This is a genomic window from Maricaulis sp. MIT060901 (assembly GCF_047123815.1).
Classification (GTDB): Bacteria; Pseudomonadota; Alphaproteobacteria; order Caulobacterales; family Maricaulaceae; genus Maricaulis.
This window is the reverse complement of record NZ_CP138920.1, coordinates 178,090-198,645: the sequence shown is the minus strand read 5'-3', so window position 1 is coordinate 198,645 and position 20,556 is coordinate 178,090. Positions and strand designations below refer to the sequence as shown.

Annotated in this window: 23 protein-coding genes; 17 read left to right on the top strand and 6 right to left on the bottom strand. The window is 60.4% G+C overall.

The genetic code is table 11. From position 1 onward, the window contains the following. Positions 1-131 precede the first annotated feature (131 nt). A complete protein-coding gene (locus SIC17_RS01005; RefSeq protein WP_412546117.1) occupies positions 132-320 on the bottom strand; it encodes a superinfection immunity protein in 189 nt (62 codons plus the stop codon). Positions 321-531: 211 nt separating this feature from the next. Between SIC17_RS01005 and SIC17_RS01000 the strand changes: the two genes are divergently transcribed. Beyond that, entirely contained in the window at positions 532-915 is a 384-nt protein-coding gene (locus SIC17_RS01000) for an STAS/SEC14 domain-containing protein (protein WP_291895599.1), read from the top strand. Between the two features lie 56 nt (positions 916-971). Here SIC17_RS01000 and SIC17_RS00995 read toward each other — a convergent pair whose 3' ends face one another. Next, a complete protein-coding gene (locus tag SIC17_RS00995) occupies positions 972-2,609 on the bottom strand; it encodes a long-chain-fatty-acid--CoA ligase (protein ID WP_291895597.1) in 1,638 nt (545 codons plus the stop codon). Between the two features lie 156 nt (positions 2,610-2,765). Here SIC17_RS00995 and SIC17_RS00990 point away from each other — a divergent pair, with 156 nt between their 5' ends. The 3 genes from SIC17_RS00990 to SIC17_RS00980 all read left to right on the top strand — a co-directional run bounded on the left by SIC17_RS00990 (position 2,766) and on the right by SIC17_RS00980 (position 4,749). Beyond that, positions 2,766-3,758, top strand: coding sequence for a threonine/serine dehydratase (locus SIC17_RS00990; RefSeq protein WP_291895595.1), 993 nt, complete (start codon positions 2,766-2,768; stop codon positions 3,756-3,758). A 110-nt stretch (positions 3,759-3,868) separates the two neighbouring features. Continuing rightward, positions 3,869-4,342 carry a TolB family protein gene (locus SIC17_RS00985; RefSeq protein ID WP_412546116.1) on the top strand — a complete coding sequence of 158 codons (474 nt, stop codon included), beginning with the start codon at positions 3,869-3,871 and terminating at the stop codon, positions 4,340-4,342. Between the two features lie 29 nt (positions 4,343-4,371). After that, positions 4,372-4,749, top strand: a complete 378-nt coding sequence (locus tag SIC17_RS00980) for a TolB family protein (RefSeq protein WP_412546115.1) — start codon at positions 4,372-4,374, stop codon at positions 4,747-4,749. A 42-nt stretch (positions 4,750-4,791) separates the two neighbouring features. Here SIC17_RS00980 and SIC17_RS00975 read toward each other — a convergent pair whose 3' ends face one another. Continuing rightward, positions 4,792-6,819, bottom strand: a complete 2,028-nt coding sequence (locus SIC17_RS00975; RefSeq protein WP_412546114.1) for a transglycosylase SLT domain-containing protein — start codon at positions 6,817-6,819, stop codon at positions 4,792-4,794. A 145-nt stretch (positions 6,820-6,964) separates the two neighbouring features. On the opposite strand from SIC17_RS00975, the gene dapA reads away from it, so the two are divergent. Beyond that, positions 6,965-7,846: a 4-hydroxy-tetrahydrodipicolinate synthase gene (dapA, locus tag SIC17_RS00970; protein WP_412546113.1), complete on the top strand. Its 882-nt coding sequence runs from the start codon at positions 6,965-6,967 to the stop codon at positions 7,844-7,846. Further along, positions 7,843-8,307, top strand: a complete 465-nt coding sequence (smpB, locus tag SIC17_RS00965; protein WP_412546112.1) for an SsrA-binding protein SmpB — start codon at positions 7,843-7,845, stop codon at positions 8,305-8,307. The genes dapA and smpB overlap by 4 nt, the downstream gene beginning before the upstream one ends. 6 nt (positions 8,308-8,313) lie before the next feature. Here the strand turns inward: smpB and SIC17_RS00960 are convergent, their stop codons facing one another. Further along, positions 8,314-9,321, bottom strand: coding sequence for a GlxA family transcriptional regulator (locus SIC17_RS00960; protein ID WP_412546111.1), 1,008 nt, complete (start codon positions 9,319-9,321; stop codon positions 8,314-8,316). A gap of 68 nt (positions 9,322-9,389) precedes the next feature. Between SIC17_RS00960 and SIC17_RS00955 the strand changes: the two genes are divergently transcribed. Continuing rightward, entirely contained in the window at positions 9,390-9,587 is a 198-nt protein-coding gene (locus SIC17_RS00955; protein ID WP_291895584.1) for a glutathione S-transferase, read from the top strand. Here the strand turns inward: SIC17_RS00955 and SIC17_RS00950 are convergent. Both SIC17_RS00950 and SIC17_RS00945 read right to left on the bottom strand, forming a co-directional pair. After that, positions 9,560-10,222, bottom strand: a complete 663-nt coding sequence (locus SIC17_RS00950) for a uracil-DNA glycosylase (RefSeq protein ID WP_291895583.1) — start codon at positions 10,220-10,222, stop codon at positions 9,560-9,562. The two genes, SIC17_RS00955 and SIC17_RS00950, sit on opposite strands and share 28 nt — an antisense overlap. A gap of 3 nt (positions 10,223-10,225) precedes the next feature. Beyond that, complete coding sequence (locus tag SIC17_RS00945; protein WP_291895581.1) at positions 10,226-10,756, bottom strand: NYN domain-containing protein; 531 nt, start codon at positions 10,754-10,756, stop codon at positions 10,226-10,228. 46 nt (positions 10,757-10,802) lie between these two features. Here SIC17_RS00945 and folK point away from each other — a divergent pair, with 46 nt between their 5' ends. The 10 genes from folK (at position 10,803) to parC (ending at position 20,530) form a co-directional block, all read left to right on the top strand. Beyond that, positions 10,803-11,318 (top strand): 2-amino-4-hydroxy-6-hydroxymethyldihydropteridine diphosphokinase, encoded by a 516-nt coding sequence (folK, locus tag SIC17_RS00940; protein ID WP_291895579.1) that lies wholly within the window; start codon positions 10,803-10,805, stop codon positions 11,316-11,318. Between the two features lie 100 nt (positions 11,319-11,418). After that, positions 11,419-11,793, top strand: coding sequence for a DNA-directed RNA polymerase subunit omega (rpoZ, locus tag SIC17_RS00935; RefSeq protein WP_412546110.1), 375 nt, complete (start codon positions 11,419-11,421; stop codon positions 11,791-11,793). Between the two features lie 6 nt (positions 11,794-11,799). Then, positions 11,800-14,031: a RelA/SpoT family protein gene (locus SIC17_RS00930; RefSeq protein WP_412546109.1), complete on the top strand. Its 2,232-nt coding sequence runs from the start codon at positions 11,800-11,802 to the stop codon at positions 14,029-14,031. After that, positions 14,028-14,612 carry an orotate phosphoribosyltransferase gene (pyrE, locus tag SIC17_RS00925; protein ID WP_291895574.1) on the top strand — a complete coding sequence of 195 codons (585 nt, stop codon included), beginning with the start codon at positions 14,028-14,030 and terminating at the stop codon, positions 14,610-14,612. Before SIC17_RS00930 ends, pyrE begins: the two co-directional genes overlap by 4 nt. Then, positions 14,609-15,364 carry a pyridoxine 5'-phosphate synthase gene (locus SIC17_RS00920; RefSeq protein WP_291895573.1) on the top strand — a complete coding sequence of 252 codons (756 nt, stop codon included), beginning with the start codon at positions 14,609-14,611 and terminating at the stop codon, positions 15,362-15,364. The genes pyrE and SIC17_RS00920 overlap by 4 nt, the downstream gene beginning before the upstream one ends. Beyond that, entirely contained in the window at positions 15,361-15,774 is a 414-nt protein-coding gene (acpS, locus tag SIC17_RS00915) for a holo-ACP synthase (RefSeq protein ID WP_291895572.1), read from the top strand. The genes SIC17_RS00920 and acpS overlap by 4 nt, the downstream gene beginning before the upstream one ends. Then, positions 15,767-16,456: a ribonuclease III gene (rnc, locus tag SIC17_RS00910; protein ID WP_291895571.1), complete on the top strand. Its 690-nt coding sequence runs from the start codon at positions 15,767-15,769 to the stop codon at positions 16,454-16,456. Before acpS ends, rnc begins: the two co-directional genes overlap by 8 nt. Then, positions 16,446-17,393 (top strand): GTPase Era, encoded by a 948-nt coding sequence (gene era / locus SIC17_RS00905; protein ID WP_291895570.1) that lies wholly within the window; start codon positions 16,446-16,448, stop codon positions 17,391-17,393. Before rnc ends, era begins: the two co-directional genes overlap by 11 nt. Before the next feature lie 40 nt (positions 17,394-17,433). After that, complete coding sequence (gene recO, locus SIC17_RS00900) at positions 17,434-18,162, top strand: DNA repair protein RecO (protein WP_412546108.1); 729 nt, start codon at positions 17,434-17,436, stop codon at positions 18,160-18,162. A gap of 91 nt (positions 18,163-18,253) precedes the next feature. Continuing rightward, positions 18,254-20,530 (top strand): DNA topoisomerase IV subunit A, encoded by a 2,277-nt coding sequence (gene parC / locus SIC17_RS00895; protein ID WP_412546942.1) that lies wholly within the window; start codon positions 18,254-18,256, stop codon positions 20,528-20,530. Positions 20,531-20,556 lie beyond the last annotated feature (26 nt).

Below are 20,556 nucleotides of genomic sequence, written 5' to 3'. Positions count from 1 at the left end.
TGTCCTCCGGTCTTAAGTGGCAGGATAACAGCAAAACGCCCGGGTGTGAGGATACCCGGGCGTTTCTCTTGGGGAAGGAGACGCGTATTCTTGTTTTTATGTGTCGACTTGGGGAGGGGTAAGATCGTCGACTATGTCCGCACGCGTCTGCGGATGGCTGTGAAAGACCAGATCAGGGCAATGATCCAACCGATGCCGGTCCAGCCCAGAAGCAGATTGGTCAGGAAGATGGCGAACGTATTGTCGTGTCCGCGCAGCAGGGCGATAAGCGTCGGCAAAAATCCGAGGATCAGTCCAACAATCGCAGCTTCAGCTCCCATGTAATAGATTTCCATTTCTTCCTCTGAGCGACCCGTTCAGGTCTTATCGAATTACGATATGAAGATACGAGTCGACCCCGGCGCTCGCAAGGGGGACGGATAGGGGAACGTGCATGCGTTTGTCCCCCCAAATTCCGCCGGATCAGATTATTCCGCGCTCGACCGAGATTTTGCTAGAATTTGCACGAACAGATTCGAATGGATATCCGGAATGTCGGAACCCTCAGTCAGCGTAGAAGGCTTCTCGGTTTTACGTGGCGACTATATCCATGTCGTGGAATCCTATGTCAGCGAGATCGAGGACATTAAGAACCGGATGAGGGAAGTCGCTCATCTTGCGCAAACTTGCGGGGTGTTGCGTGTCCTGGTCGAGGCGCGTCATGCCAATGGTTCTTTCTCAGAGAACCAATTGGTGGACCTTGCGGAGTTTGGCGCGGATGTTGTTGGCGTGCTCGAGCGCATTGCCATGCTGCGCGATGTTGATCAGCCCGATGATGCCTGGATGGGAGTTACCCGGGTTCTCAAGGCGGTGGGGTTCGACATCCGGGCCTTTTCGAGTGAAGAGGCCGCCCTGGCCTGGTTGACCGACAGCTGACACCTACAAAAAAGCCCCGGTCCGACCGGGGCTTTCTCGTTTGATATCAGCACGTGTTACGCATCTACTGTCGGAAAGTCGTAATCCGCGTAAATCTCGCGCAGCTTGGTCTTGAGCATCTTGCCGGTCGCGCCGATCGGCATAGCGTCGATAAACTCGACCGCATCGGGCAACCACCATTTCGGAACTTCTCCGCGCAGATACTCGATGATGCTGTCCGCGTCCCTGGGAGCGCCTTCCTTGGCCTGGACGACCAGCAAGGGGCGTTCCTGCCATTTAGGGTGCGGCATGCCGACGGCGGCCGCCATCTCCACGTCCGGATGGCCCATGGCGGCGTTTTCCAGGTCAATGGAGGAGATCCATTCGCCCCCGGTCTTGATAACGTCCTTGGAGCGGTCGGTGATGGTCATGAAACCATCGCCATCGAGATGTGCCACATCACCGGTTTTGAACCAGCCATCATCGGTAAAGGCCTCGGCGCCCGCACCCTTGAAATAGGACGAAACGATCCATGGACCACGGACCTGGACGTGACCGGAGGACTGGCCGTCCCAAGGCAGTTCCTTGCCTTCATCGTCAACAATACGCATGCCGACACCAAAGACGAGCCGCCCCTGTTTCAGCTTGATCTTGATCTCTTCCTCGCGGCTCAGGCCGTCATGCTTGGGAAGCGCGGCGTTGACCGTGCCCAGCGGGCTCATCTCGGTCATGCCCCAGCCTTGCTGCATGGTGACGCCATACTTGTCCTCATAGGCCCGCAGCAGGGCTTCGGGCAGGGCAGAGCCGCCGATGAGTACGCGCTCGACACCGTCGATACGCAAATTGTTCTGCTCGAGATGGTTGAGAAGTCCGAGCCAGACCGTGGGTACGCCGGCGACGTAATTGACTTTTTCTTCCTCGATCATCTTGTGCAGGTTTGGCCCGTCCAGCAGCGGACCCGGCATAACCAGCTTGGCACCGTTCATTGGCGCGGCGTAGGGAATGCCCCAGGCATTGACGTGGAACATCGGTACGACCGGCAACAGCGTGCCACGTGCACCGACACCGATCACGTCTGCCGCCGAGGTAGTCAGCGCGTGGAGGACGTTCGAACGGTGGGAGTAGAGTGCTCCCTTGGGGTCACCCGTCGTGCCCGAGGTGTAACACAGGCCAGCGGCCTTGTTCTCGTCGAAGACCGGCCAGGTGTAGTCACTGGAATGGGCGCCGATCAGTTCTTCATAGGTCAGGCATTCTGTCTTGACCGCACCCTTGTGAGCGCTGTCGGTCATCAAGATCCAGTTCTTCACGCCCGGGCAATGCGCGGCAATGCCGTCGATCAGCGGGGCGAACTGGATGTCGAAGAAGACGGCCTTGGATTCAGCGTGCGCCAGCATCCAGATAAGCTGTTTCGGGTCGAGGCGCGGATTGACCGTGTGCACTACGGCGCCGACGCCGGAGATGGCGTAATAGAGCTCGAAATGGCGATGGGAGTTCCAGGCGATCGTCGAGACGACATCACCGTCCTGGATGCCCAGATCAGTCAGCAGCGCATTGGCCAGCTGTTTGGTTCTTTCATGGGTGGCAGCATAACCTTGGCGGTGGGTTTCGCCGCTTTCCGGCAGACGCGTAACAATTTCGGTATCGCCATGGCATTTGGCGGCGTGGACAAGAATGTCCGAAATCATCAGCGGACAATCCATCATGTGTGCGCGCATCGTTCTCAATCTCCCCTTCGAACAACCGGTTGGACGTTTTACTCTTTTCTGTATCAAAGGCCTTCCGCGCCCGCGGCGCAATCCCTTTGCGCAAGGAGAATATATTGCTTAAGCATTTCTGCCAGTGCGCCGGGGCAGATTCGAGTGGAGTGCAGTATGGCTTTTGATCAGAATGATGTTCCCGCGTTTGCCGATATCGAGGATGCAGCGGACCGTGTAAAAGGCGTGGCGGTTGAAACGCCCTTATTGCGCAGCGATGTCCTGGATGAACGTGTGGGCGGTCGGGTTTTCGTAAAGCCTGAATGCCTCCAGCGCACCGGAAGTTTCAAATTCCGCGGCGCCTATAACCGTATCTCTCGCCTGGGTGAGGCGGAACTCAAGCGGGGCGTGGTGGCATATTCCTCCGGAAATCATGCCCAGGGGGTTTCCGCTGCAGCCCGTCTGATGGGCTCCAATGCGACCATCATCATGCCCAACGACGCGCCCAAAGCAAAAGTCGAGGGTGTGCATTTCTGGGGTGGCAGCGTGGTGTTTTACGATCGTGCCACCGAAATCCGGGAGGAGATCGCCGCCCGGATTGCCGATGATGAGGGCCGGACGCTCGTTCCGCCTTTCGAGAACAAGTACATCATCGCTGGCCAGGGCACGCTTGGCCGTGAATTGATGTCCCAGGCGCGTGGTTTCGGTCAGGAGATCGACAAGATCGTGTGTTGTGCCGGAGGCGGTGGCTTGATTGCGGGTGTTGGCCTGGCTGCCAAGTCAATGAATTCCGAGACCGAGGTCTGGGCCGCGGAACCCGTTGATTTCGACGATATGAAGCTGACTTTCGAGACGGGTGAGCATGTCGTCAACAAGAAGCTTACCGGATCCATCTGCGACGCAGTCATAACCCCGACCCATGGCAAGCTGACGTGGTCGTTGAACAAGCGACAGCTGTCCGGCGGCTACGCTGTGACGGATGAAGAAGTGCTCGACGCAATGGCCTTTGCCTGGCGTCATCTCAAGGTCGTGGTCGAACCGGGCGGTGCCGTGGCACTCGCCTCGATTCTTTCCGGCAAGGCTGATGTAAAGGGGCGCACAGCCTGTGCGGTCCTCTCCGGTGGGAATGTCGACCCGGCGATGTTTGCCCGGGCCCTGGAACGGGTTTAGCGCCTCAAGCCGTACTCATCCTTGAAAACAGGCTGTTCGTCCCGGCGTCCGGTGTCGCCGGGCCACGGCCCGGTTACTTCTCGCGCAGAGTTTGACGAGAAGGACCAAATATGACCCTCAAATCCCGATTGCTGGGCGCGGCAGCCGGTGTGCTTGCACTTGCCGGAGTGTTCGTGTTCACGACGCAAGAGAGCCAGGCGGAGCTGGAAAACGGTGCGGTTTTCACGCCGGAAGGCACGCTGCTGTTCCATCGTCACGATGGCGAGCGTGGCGGTATCTATGAAATGGACCTGGATGGAAACATCCTGCGGCAGATCACCGACAGTCGTTACATGGATCGCTGGCCCGGTGTCGGGCATGGCAGCCAGGACATCGTCTTTATCTCCACCCGGGACCGGCGCTGGTCGGTCTATCACGTCGGCCGTACGGGCGGTGATGTGGAATTGCTCAGCGATACCAGCGTGTTCAATCTGGGCGGCGCAATCTCTGACAGCGGTGAAATCGTCTACGCCCAAAACCGCGACCAGAGGAGTTCCAGTCCGACATCCTGGCCTACGACCCGGCAAGCGGTTCAACGCGCCTGATCATTGAGGGCGGGATGTGGTCGCGCTGGGTGTCGGAGACACGTTTCCTGTTCACCCGCGATAATGGCGAGGGCGGCAGTCTCGATGTGATGATGTATGATGTGTCCGAGCAATCGGTACACCGGCTGACCCATGGTGCCGGCGATGATGTTTCAGCGACACTTTCCCCGGATGGGCAGCAGCTCTACTGGGGTGTCCAGGACGGGCCCAACTATATCCTGCACCGGCGCGACCTGGCCGGAGGCGAAACGGTCTCGCGGGGCGTGCGCGTGAATATCGACAGCTCGCCGGCTATTTCGCCGGACGGACGTTTCATGGTGTTCGGCCGCAATGAGGGTAATGGGTATGACCTTATCCGGCTGGACATGGAAACGATGGAAGAAGTCCGGCTGACCGGTACGGATTGATGGCATAACGAAAAAGCCCCCGGAAGTCCGGGGGCTTTCTTGTTACTCAGGTGTGCCGGCTCTCAGATCGTGCTCGATCATCAGCGGCGTGGCCGTGTCATCAGCAAGACGGGTCCGGTAGACCTGCATGTTCTCGATCACGCGCATCACATAATTGCGGGTTTCGGAGAAGGGAATGCTTTCCACCCAGTCGATCGGATCGACATCGGGATCACGTGGGTCGCCATAATCCTCAACCCAGCGGCGCACACGATGTCCGCCAGCATTGTAGGCGGCGAGGGCCATGACATAGGAACCGTCATAATCCTCGAGTACCTCGTTGAGGTGGTGCATGCCCAGGGTCAGATTGTATTCCAGATCATCGGTCAGCCAGTTGCGGCGATATCCTTCGCCGATTGAGCGGGCAGTCTGGCGGGCCGTGGCGGGCATCATCTGCATCATGCCGCGGGCACCGGCGCCACTGACAGCGTGTTGCGAGAACTCGGTTTCCTGGCGGATGACGGAGTGCACGACTTCCGGATTGGGCTGGTCGCCCGAAGTTTCGCTTGGCAGATCAATGGTTGGATAGGCGCTCTGCGGTAGCACAATCCCGCGCTGACGGGCGGCTTTGGCAGCGCGCACCGACTGGCGGACATAAAGATACTCATTCGCCAAAGCCGCCAACAAAACAGCTTCTTCAGGATCGGTCAGCAGATCATCAGCGCGATAGCTGAACAGCCGGTAGTAATAATCCTCACCCTGTTCGCCAAGGCGACGCATCGCCTGGATCATGGAGCGATTTTCGAACCGTACACGTGTCTCATCGGACGGTTCCGGATCGGCTTCGAACGCCAGCACCGCTTCATCGCCGGAGATCTGGGCGATTGCCAGCTGACCGTAGTAGGCGGTCGAGTGTGTACCAGCCTCGGCATAATACTGGGCCGCGAGGTTTGGATCTCCGAGTGCGTCTGCAGCGCGGGCCATCCAGTAGGCGGCGCGGGAGACCGACACGGTGGTGGAGACATTGTTGCGCAGCGTGGTGAAGTGCGCCATTGCGGCCTGTGCGTCGTCCAGGTGCACCAGGGCCAGCCAGCCCGCGAGGAATTCCGCATCGGCAAAATCGGCACCGCGTTCCATGCCGTGGGCACGGGCCAATTCGTAGGCGGTCTGATAGTCCTCGTCGCGGATGAGCGTCAGGATCATCAGCTTGCGCTCGGTCCACATCAGGTCCAGTGCATTGGTGTCGGTGTGTTCGTCCGGCAATTGCAGCAACAGGGGCAGGACACTGTCGCGCAGACCGGACCGGCGGCGCCAGCGGGCGCGTTCAAAGACCAGGCCTGGATCATTCATCATGCTGGTGGGGACGCGCTGTACGGCCCGGTCCACACCACTCTGGCGACCGGCTAGGCGAAGGCGGGCTTCCGCCACATTACGCTCACCACCCTGCAGCAGAGGCACGACGCGACGGGCGGCGGTACGCTGCCCTGACCAGATCAGATAGTCGACACGGGCAAGGTGGTCGTCCTCGGTGAAACGGTCGCGATGGGTCTGATAGACGCGGCGCTGTTCCGGCAGCGGCAGGCGACCACCGCGCCAGGTCTCGCGCAGCAGGCTCTCGCCCTCATCAACACGGCTCATTTCGATCAGCGCCTCGGCAAAGGCCACACGGCCGCGGCCGGAGATCGGGGCATTGTCCTCAAACCAGCTGACGATGAAGGGCGCAGACAGGCCTGAAGCTGAAATCTTGGATTCGGCTTCGGTGCGGATGAAGCTGTCGCGTGGCCAGTCCTGCAGTTCGCCGAGCGCGAGGTCCAGTTCGAGGAAAGTGGCGCGTGGATCATTGAGCGCGATCAGCCACAACATGATATTACGGCTGGCCGGATCGGTGAGCTGGTCGCGCACATCACGCACGAGCGACCAGTCGTCGTCTTCGGCGGCATCAAGACCTTGCCTGAACAGGCCAAAATCGGCGTCTGAAAGATGCTGGGAGAAATTCACGGGTTCCGGTCGCATGCGCGGGGTCGGGATCTGGGCCTCTACGGGCGCGATCACCGCAAATGCGAGCAGCGCGGGTACACAACGAGCGATCATGTTTCGCAATACGCTTCCTGGGTTTTGGGGTAAACGAACTTCACCGCAAATCGCGCCGACTGTCCAGCCTGTTCGAGAACGCTTGGCCAAGTGCTCAAGCGTCGATATGGTCCGCCGCTTACCAAACAGAAGTCGAGATTGAGACATGTTCAAGGGCTCCATCACCGCGCTGGTCACACCATTCAAGAACGGTGCCGTCGATGAAGATCAAGTAGTTGCGTTGACGGAACGTCAAATTGCAGCCGGAACGCATGGCCTTGTGCCATGCGGAACCACCGGTGAATCCGCCACGCTGACCTTTGAGGAACACATGCGGGTTGTCGAAATTGTAATCGAAACGGCGGGCGGACACATTCCCGTGATCGCCGGCACCGGTTCCAACTCGACTGCCGTTGCCATCCAGAATCAAAAGCGCGCCAAGGAGTTGGGTGCTGATGCAGGGCTGGTCGTGGCGCCGTATTACAACAAGCCCAATGCCGAGGGGCTCTATCAGCACTTCAAGGCGATCAATGACGCCGTCGACCTGCCGATCATTGTTTATAATGTTCCAGGCAGGACGGTAGTCGACATTGATGCAGACACCGTCGCGCGCATCGCGGAGCTGGGTCAAGTCGTCGGTATCAAGGATGCCACGGGCGATATGGGCCGGGTTTCTGCCCACCGCCGGTTGATCGGCCATGATTTTGTGCAGCTCTCCGGTGATGATCCGACGGCGCTGGGTTTCAATGCCACGGGCGGTGTAGGCGCGATTTCTGTGACTTCGAACGTCGCTCCAGCCCTGTGCGCGCAGTTCCAGGACGCGACCCTGAAGGGTGACTGGGGCACGGCGCGCGAGATCAATGACAAGCTCTTGCCGCTTCACTACGCGCTGTTCACCTCGTCCAGCCCGGGCCCGACAAAATACGCCATGTCCGTTCTGGGTGTGATGAATTCCGAGCTGCGCCTGCCGCTGACCGAACCCAATGAAGCCTCCAACGCCGCCGTCCGTGAGGCGCTGGTGATTGCCGGCTTGCTGGATCAAGCATGAGCAAACGACAGGACGGCGCGGTAGCGATCAATCGCCGTGCCAATTTCGACTACGAGATTGAAGAGACATTCGAAGCCGGCCTGGTTCTGACAGGCTCGGAAGTGAAGTCCCTGCGCGAAGGTCGTGCAAACATCGCCGAGAGCTATGTAAGTCCGGAAAATGACGAGATCTGGCTGATCAATTCCGATATCCCGACCTATGGCCCGGCCAACCGGTTCAATCACGATCCGCGGCGTCACCGCAAACTCCTGCTGAAACGCCGGGAGATCGCCAAGCTGCAGGGCGCTGTGGCCAAGGAAGGCCGCACCATCATTGCGCAGCGCCTCTTCTTCAATGATCGCGGCATGGCCAAGATCCTTATCGGCCTCGCCCGCGGCAAGAAAACCGTCGACAAGCGCCAGACCATCAAGGATCGCGACTGGAACAAGCAGAAAGCCCGCCTGATGAAGAATTTGGGGTAGGGGCGCCTACTGACTCAGTGCAAACGAGTTCCGGTAAGCCTGTGGTGAGACGCCCAGCTGGCGGATGAAGCTGCGGCGCATGCGTTCATCGCTGCCAAAGCCACACTGGACAGAGACCTGTTTCACCGTCAGCTCGGGATCTTCCAGGGCGATGCGGGCCGCTTCGATCCGCATCATTTCCACGGCGCGGGCCGGTGTCTGGCCGGTGTCATCGGCATAGATGCGGGCAAAATTGCGCGGGCTCATGCCGACACGCTTGGCCAGTTCCTCAACGCGCAGATCTGCGACCAGATTATCCTTCATCCAAAGGTGCAGGGCGCCGAAACGGCCGCTGGCTGTGCGGGTCTGTTGCTGCAGTGCCTCGGAAAACTGGGACTGGCCTCCCGGGCGTTTGACATAGACCAGCAGATGACGCGCCAGTTCCATGGCGACGTCGCGGGAATGATCCCGCTCGATCATGGCCAGGGCCAGATCGATACCGGCCGTGACGCCGGCCGAAGTCCACACGCCGCGGTCCTCGATGAAAATCGGATCCGGGTCGACCTGGGTCTGCGGATAGGCCTCGGCTAGCCGATCACAATCCTTCCAGTGAGTGACGCTGCGGCGACCATCCAGAAGATCCGATGCGCCCAGCAGGAAAGCGCCGGTACAGGTCGCGCCCACACGTCCGCATTTCTGGGCTGCCAGGCGGATGGCGCCGACCAGACGGTTGTCACGACAGGAATCATGCACGCCCTTGCCGCCGCAGGCGATCAGCGTGCCGGCATCGTCCAGGCCGACGCCAGCCAGACGACGTGTATTCAGGGCCACACCGGTGTCGGTTTCCACGGGGCCGCCATAAAGCGAAGCCAGCGTCGTCGTGTAGGCTTCAAAACCCAGGATCTCATTGGCATCTGCAAACACCTGCAAGGGCCCCGTAATGTCGAGCATCTTCACACCGTCATAGGTGATAAAGGCGATGCGACGAGGCTCCTGGCGGAGCTCAGAGGTGTGTGTGGCAGAAAACGTGGGCATGTTGGCGTTTGTGCCAAAAACAACCCGCGATATCTAGCGATATTGTTGGTTAAGGTGTGGAGAAAATGATGTCTGCCAGTGAAATCAAGGAGGTTATCAACACAACCTGCCCCTGGTCGGGCAAACCGGTCAGCGATGACAGCCCGACCCGCTATCGCGGCCGGGTCGTCGGTTTTTGCAATCCAGGTTGTCGCGACAAGTTCGAGGCGGCGGCGAAGGTTTTTGACGCGCTGATCGATCAGTCGGCGGGCAGGGCGTCGAGATAATCGCGGACCTGTTTGAAAACCGCGTCGAACATCTCCTCGGTCAGCCGACCTGTGTTCGTATTGTATCGCGAACAGTGATAGCTGGAGAACAGGCGCAGCGTTCCGTTTGGCCCTGCAATGTCGGCGGATCCGGCATGTTCGAATTTCACCGAGGAGACCTTGTGACCCAGCGCCCGAAGCGTGTTGTCATGGGCGATCTTGCCCAGCACCAGCACGGCTTTGAGGTTGGGTAATTGCGCAAACCTCTGGGTCAGGAAGGGGCGGCAGGCATTGGCTTCCGCGCCGACCGGCTTGTTTTCCGGCGGCACGCAGCGCACGGCATTGGTGATCATCGCATCGACCAGCGCCAGGCCGTCATCGGCGTGTGAAGCGTATTCTCCGGTCGTGAAACCAAACTTTCCGGCCGTCTTGTAAAGAAGATCGCCCGCCCAGTCTCCGGTGAAGGGGCGGCCTGTGCGATTGGCGCCGCGCAGACCTGGCGCCAGGCCAACCACGAGAAAACGTGCATCCTCGCCGCCAAAGGAAGGAACCGGCGCATTGAACCAGTCCGGATAGAGTTCGGCGTTTTTCTCTCGGAACTCGACCAGGCGAGGGCAGAGATCGCAATCGAGCGGAGCTTCGGCGAGTTTGGTCATGGCTCAGGCCTCACGGGTGATCATGGGATCAAGATCGAGCAATTCGATGAAAGTGTCAGCGGTGCGCCGTAATTCGTCCGCGATCATGGGCGGACGGGTTTTCAGCGAAGAGACGACCGTTACCCGAACGCCTCGTGCCTGTGCCGCTTTCACAGCCCGGCAGAAATCCCCGTCGCCGGTAAACAGGATGATGTGATCAAGATAGTCAGCCGCCTCGAGTATGTCGATGGCGATCTCGATATCCATGTCACCCTTGATGCGCTTGCGGCCCTGGTCGTCGGTGAATTCCTTGGCCGGCTTGGTGACGAGGCTGTAGCCATTATAGTCCAGCCAGTCGACGAGGGGCTGCAAAGGGTTGTAGTCATCCTGATCGATGAGGGCGGTGTAGTAATTCGCCCGGATCAGACGGCCCTGTTTCTCGAAATGGCTGCGGAGCCGGCTGAAATCGATATCGAATTTGAGGGCGCGTGTCGTGGAGTGCAGATTGGCGCCGTCGATGAAAAGGCCGATGCGTTCATCGGGGTAGAATGTCATCTGGAAAATGCCTGGTTGGGAAATGGCTGAAATAGAAAAGCGAAATATGAAATCGAACGGAGTATATATCGGGCTGGGCGCCAATCTAGCCCGCGAGGGATCCACGCCTGCGCAGACGCTTGAGGCCGCCGCAAACGAACTGCACAAGCTCGCTGGACCGGTTGTCGCGCGATCGTCTTTCTGGACGAGCCCCGCCTGGCCGGATCCCATCGACCCTGCCTATACCAACAGCGTTATCGAGCTGGATACGGACCTGTCTCCGGAGCGCCTGCTCAACATCATGCAAGGCATCGAAAATGTCTTCGGGCGCGTGCGTGAAAAGCGCTGGGCCTCGCGTACGGTGGATCTGGACATCATCGATTTTCGCGGCCTGGAACGCTCGGATGAACGACTGGACCTGCCGCACCCGCGAGCGCATGAGCGCGCCTTCGTCCTGTTGCCACTGGCTGAAATCGCGCCGGACTGGATTGATCCCGTCAGGGGGCGTCATATTAACGATCTGGTTGCTGCACTTGATGCGGGCGATGTAGCTGCGACATCCAGGCTGGAAGTCGCGCTGTAATCTCTGATGAATTCGTGTCCGCACGCTCTTGCTATTGCAGGCCGTCAGGGATAGGTAACGCGGTTCCAAGCTTCAGCGTTGGCTTAAGGAGATCGCGCGCATGGCTCGCGTTACTGTCGAAGACTGCATCGAAAAAATCCCGAACCGTTTCCGTCTGGTCCTGATGGCGGCGCATCGCGCTCGCAATATTTCCGCAGGTTCCGCCCTGACTATTGATCGCGACAATGACAAGAACCCTGTCGTTGCCCTGCGTGAAATCGCTGACGAAACGCTGGATATGGACATGCTGAAAGACAGCCTGGTCACCGGCCTGCAGCGCGTCCTGCCGTTGGAAGACGACGAAGAGACCACGGAAGCGCCGACCCCGGCTGCTGAAATGGAAGCTCTGCCGGCGCCGGCCATCGAGCTGGACGAGACGGAAATGCTCAAAGCCCTCCAGGCTGACCGGGACGGCGCGCCTGACGGCCGCCTTTAAGCTCCGTTGAGTTCGGGCGCGACGTCAAACGAACTGGCATCGCCGCCGCCCGCCATTCCCAGCGCGGACGAGCTGGTTGACCGTATCCGGAACTATTTTCCGCAGGTCGACGGCGACTACGTGCGTAAAGCGTATGACTTTGCGGAAGAGGCGCACCGGCCACAGCGACGCCAGTCCGGCGAACCCTATTTTGCTCATGTCGCCGCAGTGGCGATGATCCTTGCCGATCTGCGCATGGATGTAGCAACCGTGTGCACGGGCCTGCTGCACGACACGGTCGAGGATACGCCAGCCACACATGAACAGCTGATCGAGCTGTTCGGCGAGGAAGTGGCCAACCTGGTCGCCGGCGTTACCAAGCTGGGCCAGATGGAGCTGCGCTCCAAACGCACCAAACAGGCGGAGAACCTGCAAAAACTGGTCGTCGCGATCTCCGACGATGTGCGCGTTCTGATCGTCAAGCTGTGCGACCGCCTGCACAACATGAAGACGCTGGACGCCATCGGGCGGGCGGAAAAGCGTGAGCGTATCGCGCTGGAGACGCTGGAAATCTACGCTCCGCTGGCGCGCCGGATCGGTATCAATCGCGTCTGTGTCGAGCTGGAAGACCTGGCCTTCAAACACGTCAATCCGGCGGCGTATGAATCCATCACCCGGCGTCTCAAACTGGTGCGCGACCAGCATACCGAGGAAGTGGCTGCGGTCTCCCAGGCGATCACTGAGCTGTTAATGAGTTACGGCATTGATGCGCGGATTTTCGGGCGTCAGAAACGGGCCTATTCGATCTGGCGCAAGCTGGACCGCAAGGGGCTGACCTTTGACGAGATCGCCGACATTTATGCCTTCCGGCTGATCGTGCCGCATCCCGATGACTGTTACCGGGCGATGGGCGTGATTCACCAGACTTGGCGCTGTGTGCCGGAACGCTTCCGCGATTTCATCTCGGTGCCCAAGCCGAATAATTATCGCTCCCTGCACACCACGGTGATCGGTCCGAACAGCGTACGCATTGAGCTGCAGATCCGCACCGAGGAAATGGAGTCGGTGGCCGAGAGCGGTGTCGCCGCACACTGGCGCTACAAGAACGAGACCTACAAGTATGATCTGGACGCGGCCCAGGCGGCCGGTGGCGACCCTCTGGAACGCCTGCGTCCCTTCGTGGAAATCCTCAACCAGGGCGGCGATCCGGACGAGTTTCTCGAGCATGCCAAGCTCGAGATGTTTGCCGACCAGGTCTATTGCTTCACGCCCAAGGGCGATCTCATCTCGCTGCCAACCGGTGCGACGCCGCTGGACTTTGCCTATGCGGTCCACACCGAGCTGGGACACACGACCGTTGCTGCCAAGATCAATGGCCGGGAACGTCCGCTGCGCACGCAATTGCGCAATGGGGACGTGGTCTCGATCGTCAAGGGCGGGGTGCGTCAGCCCCCGGCCGGCTGGGAAAATCTGGCGATTACCGGCAAGGCGCGCGCCGCCATCCGCCGCCTCATCCGCGAGTCCGAGCGCGACGAGTTTTCGCGCATTGGCCGGATCATGGCCGATCACGCCTTCCGCCGCGAGGGCCGTACGCTGATCGAGCGGGACCTCCAGGACGCCATTGCACGGCTGGAGCTGAAGGATGTGGAGGAGCTCTACGAGACGCTGGGCCGCGGTCGCATTACCTCGGCGGACTTGCTCAATGCCGCTTTCCCGGGACGCCTGGACGAGCGCGAGGATGTCACCGATCGCGAGCTGATCGATGATGACAAGGCGCGGCTCTATGTGCGCGGGCGGGGCCTGACACCGGGCGTGACGCTGCATTTCGGCGAATGCTGCTCGCCGCTGCCGGGAGATCGTATCATCGGACTGCTCAGGCCGGAGCGCGGGGTCGAGATCCACACCATCGATTGCGAGACGCTGGCGCGTTACGACGAAGACAAGATGGATGAGTGGCTGGACCTGGCCTGGACCGCGGAGGCGGAAGAAAACGCCGTCTCCATGGCGCGTATCCAGGCGGTGCTTCACAATGAGCCGGGCGCGCTGGCGCGGGTGGCCCAGACCGTGGGCGAGAACCGCGGCAATATCGCCAATGTGCGTACGCTGCACCGCGCACCAGATTTCTTTGAGATGCTGTTTGATGTCGAGGTGTATGACGCCCGGCACCTGGCCAATCTGCTGGCTGCCCTGAAAATGAACGAGATTGTCGTGTCGGCTGAACGCATGCGCGGCGAAACAGAGGAGTGGGACGAGGAATGACACGCGAGGAAGTATTGCACGAGTTCCGCGAGGCGGGCGCGCTGCTGGAAGGTCATTTCATCCTGTCATCGGGCCTGCGCAGCCCGGTTTTCCTGCAAAAGGCCAAGGTCTTTGCCGAACCGGAGCGCACCGAACGTCTGTGCAAGGCGCTGGCGGAAAAGCTCAAGGCCGAGCTCACCGAACAGCCGACCGTGATCGTCTCTCCCGCAGTGGGCGGCCTGATCCCAGGGTATGAGACCGCACGCCATATGGGCCTCAAGGCGCTGTACGTGGAGCGCGAGGGCGGCGAGTTCACCCTGCGTCGCGGCTTTGAACTTTCCAGTGATGACAAGGTCCTGGTGGTCGAGGATATCGTCTCCACGGGTCTGAGTTCCCGCGAATGCATCGAGGCGATCAACGCCACGGGCGCCACGGTCATTGCCGAAGGCTGCCTGGTTGATCGTTCTGCCGGTGAAGCCGATGTCGGCGTGCCGCTGATTTCACTGACCCAGTATAAAGTACCCGCTTACGAGCCGGACAATCTGCCGCCGGAGCTGGAAGCCATTCCGGCCATCAAACCCGGGAGCCGTGGCCTGAAATGACCTTACGCCTGGGCGTCAATATCGATCACGTGGCAACCATCCGCAATGCCCGCGGAGGTGCGCACCCGGACCCGGTTCGTGCAGCGCGCCAGGCGGCCGAAAGTGGTGCCGACGGCATTACCGCACACCTGCGCGAGGACCGTCGTCACATCACGGATGGGGATATCGACCGGCTGATGGCCGAGATCGAGCTGCCGCTGAACCTTGAAATGGCGACGACCGAGGAAATGCTCGAGATCGCCCTGCGGCACAAGCCGCACGCGGTCTGCCTGGTGCCGGAAAAGCGCGAGGAGCGCACGACTGAAGGCGGGCTGGATGTGGCTGCGGGCCATAATCACATCGCGCCCTATGTGCGTCAGCTGGCCGATTCCGGTATTCGCGTCTCGCTGTTCATCGAACCCGACCCGGTCCAGATTGCCGTCGCCGAAGCCATGGGAGCTGCCGTTGTTGAACTGCACACCGGGGCCTATTGCGAGGCGGCGCTGGCGGGCGATGAGGCCGAGGTCAAACGTCACCTGGAACTGATCCGGGCCGGTGCTGTAGAGGCTCACAAGCGAGGGCTGGAAGTCCATGCCGGTCACGGTCTGACCTATGACACTGTCAAACCGGTCGCGGCTATTCCGGAGATCATCGAGCTCAATATCGGTCACTTCCTGATCGGTGAAGCCATCTTCCGCGGCCTGCGCGAAGCGGTCACCACTATGCGCGGCCTGATGGTCGAGGCACGCAAGGAAAGCGCGGTGGACACGTGATCATCGGTCTCGGCTCTGATCTGTGCAATATCGAGCGCATACAGGGATCGCTGGACCGGTTTGGGGACCGGTTTGTGCAGCGCTGTTTTACCGAGATTGAACAGGCCAAGTCCGAACGGCGGCGTCGCCGGGCGGAGAGTTATGCCAAGCGTTTCGCAGCCAAGGAGGCGGGCGCCAAGGCGCTGGGCACGGGCATTGCGCGTGGTGTGTCCTGGAAGGAAATCGGTGTGGTGAACCTGCCGTCGGGCAAGCCGACACTGGAGCTGAAGGGGCGGGCGCTGGAACGAGCTCAAGCGCTGACGCCAGCAGGTATGAAGCACCGCATCCATATCACCATCACGGATGACCACCCCTGGGCCCAGGCCTTTGTGGTGCTGGAAGCCGTGCCGGAGAATGCGCCCGATGTCTGACCCGATCGCGGATCTTGAAAAGCGCATTGGCTACAGCTTCCAGAGCCGGGAGTTGCTGGAGCGCGCGCTGACTCATTCCAGCTTCGGCGAAGGCCGCAAGACCCACCGCAATTACGAACGCCTGGAATTCCTTGGCGATCGTGTTCTGGGACTGATGACGGCGGAAGCCCTGTTCAATGCCTTTGAGGGGGCTGACGAAGGCGCGCTGGCGCCGCGTCTCAACTCGCTGGTGCGCAAGGAAACCTGCGCCGATGTCGCCCGTGAGGTGGATATCGGATCTGCGCTGAAAATCGGTCGCTCGGAAGAAAAGGGCGGGGGGCGCGACAAGACCTCGATCCTCGGCGATGCCTGCGAGTCGCTGATCGCGGCGATTTATCTCGATGGCGGTCGCCCGGCGGTACAGGCCTTTTACGACCAGCACTGGGGATCCAAGATCGAGGATCTCAAACACAAGCCCAAGGACGCCAAGTCTGCGCTGCAGGAATGGGCGGCCAAGAAGGGTTATACCCAGCCGCGTTATGATCTGAGAGAACGCTCCGGCCCGGACCACCGACCGATTTTCACGGTTGAGGTCATGGTCGCGCCGCTTGATCCGGAAACCGGCGAAGGCAAGTCAAAACAGGCGGCTGAGCGTGAAGCCGCAACCAATCTATTGGCCCGGGAGGGCGTGCATGTCCGCTGATACTCCACTCCGCTGCGGTTTTGTCGCCGTTATCGGTTCCCCCAATGCCGGCAAGTCGACGCTGGTAAACGCACTGGTCGGTGAGAAGGTCACCATTGTGACGCACAAGGTCCAGACCACGCGCTTTGCCGTGCGCGGTGTGGCGATTGATGGTCCCAGCCAGATCGTGCTGGTGGATACACCCGGCGTGTTCGCGCCCAAGCGCCGCCTGGACAAGGCCATGGTCAATGCGGCGTGGGCCGGCGTTGCCGATGCGGACGCGGTGATCCACGTCGTTGATGCCAGCGCGCGCGACCGCATGGCGCGCGGCGAGAGCAAGTCGGGTGACAGCAAGATGATCGAGGACGATGAGCGCGTCACCGAAGGGCTCAAACGCACGGGCGGCAAGGCGATCCTGGCGCTCAACAAGATCGACCTGTTGGAACGCGATCGCCTGCTCGCAATCTCGCAAAACCTTTTCGAGACAGGTTGTTACAGTGATGTCTTCATGGTCTCGGCCAAACGGGGATATGGCGTTGATACGCTGAAAACCCATCTGTCCGGCCTGATGCCGGAAGGAGTCTGGCATTATCCGGAAGATCAGGTCGCGGACTTGCCGTCACGCATCCTGGCGGCGGAGATCACGCGCGAGAAAGTCTATCTGCGCCTGCACGAGGAATTGCCCTACGCTTCCATGGTCGACACTGAAGTGTGGAAACGCCTGCGCGATGGCTCGATCCGGGTGGAGCAGTCCATCATCATCGAGCGCGACAGCCAGAAGCCGATCGTTATCGGCAAGGGCGGATCTGCGCTCAAAACCATCGGCGAGGCCTCCCGCAAGGAGCTGGAGGAAGTACTGGGCTGCAAGGTGCATCTCTTCCTCAATGTGAAGGTAGATCCGAAATGGATGAACCGCCGCGGGCACTATTCTGATGTTGGACTGGACTTCGACGTCTAGGCCGTTCGCCTCGGTGACGAGACTCACCTAGAACATCGCCATGGACTGGACTGATTCAGGCATCATTCTCTCCGTGCGCCCGCACGGTGAAACCAGCGCCATCATCGAGGCGCTGACACTGGAGCACGGGCGGCATGCCGGCCTGGTGAAGGGCGCGCGATCGCGCACACTGCGGCCGGTTCTTCAACCGGGTAATCAGGTGCGCCTGCACTGGCGCGCGCGGCTTGCTGAACATCTCGGCCAGTTCCAGATCGAGCCGGACGAGCTGGGCGCGGGTATCGTCATGGATGACCGGACCTCGCTGGCGGCGCTCAACTCCGCCTGTGCCATGGCCATCCTTGCCTTGCCGGAACGCGAGACCCATGAAGCGGTTTATCATGGTTTCCGCGTCTTCCTGTCCGCGCTGGAGGATATCGATATCTGGCCGGCGCTCTATGTGCGCTGGGAGGCGGGGCTGCTGTCCGATCTGGGGTATGGCCTGGACTGGGAAAAATGCGCGGTGACAGGCGAAACCGAAGAACTCACCCATATCAGCCCGCGCACCGGCCGTGCGGTCTGTGCGGAGGAAGCTGCGCCCTATGTCGCCAAACTGCTGGAGCTCCCGGCCTTTATGCGTGGCACGGGCCAGATCGGTGAGGGTGATATCGCCAAGGGACTGGACCTGACCGGATATTTCCTCGAACGCCGTGTTCTGTGGCCGGTCGATAAACAATTGCCGGATGCCCGCGAGCGTTTGGTCAACGAGCTGGAACGGGTGGCGCGGTTGTAGCCGGGTTTTCCCCGGCAAATCCTGCGCTCCAGGCCTGTGTGGACAGGCAAATCACCTATACTGACCGGTGCGAATCAAAAAGGTGCAGGTCATGGGCGAGAATTTCGATCCCCAAGGTGGTCATATTATCGAGGAAGCGTTCGATGAAGCGCTCTCGAAACGCTATCTGGCCTATGCGCTGTCGACGATCACCCAGCGGGCGCTTCCCGATGCGCGAGATGGTCTGAAACCGGTTCACCGCCGCCTGCTTTACGCCATGCGCGAGCTCAAGCTGAACCCGGATGCAGCCTTCAAGAAATCGGCCCGTGTCGTCGGTGACGTGATCGGTAAATACCACCCCCACGGTGATCAGTCGGTCTATGACGCACTGGTGCGTCTCAGCCAGGACTTCGCGGCGCGCTACCCGCTGGTCGAGGGGCAGGGCAATTTCGGCAATATCGACGGCGATAATGCAGCCGCCATGCGTTACACCGAAGCGCGCCTGACCAAGGCGGCTGAACTTCTGCTGCAGGATATCGAGAACGGCACGGTCGATTTCGAGGACACGTATGATGGTTCCGAGAGCGAGCCGATCGTGCTGCCGGGCGCTTTTCCGAACTTGCTGGCCAATGGGTCCACCGGGATTGCAGTGGGCATGGCAACGTCCATCCCTCCGCACAATGCCGCCGAGATCTGTGGGGCGGCCCGTGCCTTGATCGCTGATCCGGAGGTCACCACCGATACGTTGCTGACTCACGTCAAGGGACCTGATTTCCCGACCGGCGGTATCTGTGTCGAAAGCCCGGAGAGCATCCGCGAGGCCTATGAAACCGGCCGCGGCGGTTTCCGCACACGGGCCAAGTGGGAGAAGGAGGATCTCGGTCGCGGCATGTGGCGCGTGATTGTCACCGAGATCCCGTACCTGGTGCAGAAGTCCAAGCTGGTCGAACGTATCGCGCAGCTCATGGACGCCAAGAAACTGCCGCTGGTGGACGACATTCTTGACGAGTCCACCGAGGATATTCGCCTTGTCATCGAGCCGAAATCCAAGCTGGTTGATCCGGACATGATGATGGAGAGCCTGTTCAAGCTGACGGATCTGGAAAACCGGATCTCGCTGAACCTCAACGTCCTGGATCCGACCGGAACGCCGCGGGTCATGCCGCTAAAGGAAACGCTGCGCATCTGGGTGGATCACCGCCGCGAAGTCGTTGTGCGCCGAGCGCGCACACGCCTGGCCAAGGTGGAAGACCGCCTGGAAGTCCTGGCGGGCTATCTGATTGTCTACGCGGATCTGGATGAGGTCATCCGCATCATCCGCTTCGAGGACAAGCCCAAAGAGACATTGATGGAGACCTTCAAGCTGACCGAGCGTCAGACCGAAGCGATCCTGAACATGCGCCTGCGGGCCCTGCGCAAGCTGGAAGAGCTGGAAATCCGCGAGGAGGACAAGAAACTTCGCGGAGAGCGCAAGTCCCTGAAAGACCTCATCGGCTCGGAAACCCTGCAATGGGAAAAGGTCGATGGCGAGATCGCCGAGGTCGAGGCGTATTACGGGCCGGAGACCGAGCTGGGTGCCCGTCGTACGCATTTCGGCGAAGCGCCGGCTGTGGCGGATGCCGCCTCCATCGAGGCCTTCGTGGTGCGCGAACCGATTACCGCCGTCTTGTCGGAAAAGGGCTGGGTGAGGGCGCTGAAAGGCCATTCCTCCGATGTTACCGGTCTCAAGTTCAAGGAGGGCGACAAATCCGCCTTTGCAGTGAAATGCGAGACGACCGACAAGCTTTTGATGTTCGCGACGGACGGTAAGTTCTACACGCTCGATGCGTCCAAACTGCCGGGCGGTCGTGGTCATGGCGAGCCGGTGCGCCTGCATGTCGATCTGCCCGAGGACGCCGCGCCGATTGGTCTGTTCAAGTATGATCCGGAACGGGTGCTGCTGGTCGCCTCAGGCGCCGGGACCGGTTTCCGCATCGCCGAGAAGGACTGTATGGCGGCCAAGAAGGGCGGCAAACAGATCCTCAATCTGGTTGATGGTGACGAGGCGCTCCTGTGCATCCCGGCAATGGGTGATCGCTGCGCCCTGGTCGGTGAGAACAAGAAACTCCTGGTCTTCCAGGCCGATGAAATTCCGATGATGTCTCGCGGCAAAGGTGTGCGCCTGTTGGGTGGCAAGGGCGCGGAACTGGCAGATGCGACTATCTTCAATGCCGAGGATGGATTGAGCTGGCTGGATGGCGCCGGGCGTCGTTTCAACCTCGATGACTGGGAGCTGTGGACGGCCAAGCGTGCCCAGGCTGGCAAGATGGCACCGCGCGGTTTCCCGCGGTCGCTGCGTTTTGCCCCGCGTGGATCGGAATTCCTCGCCTCGCAGGCGAAATCGGAATAAAAGGGATCAAGTCCCCCTAACTGGAG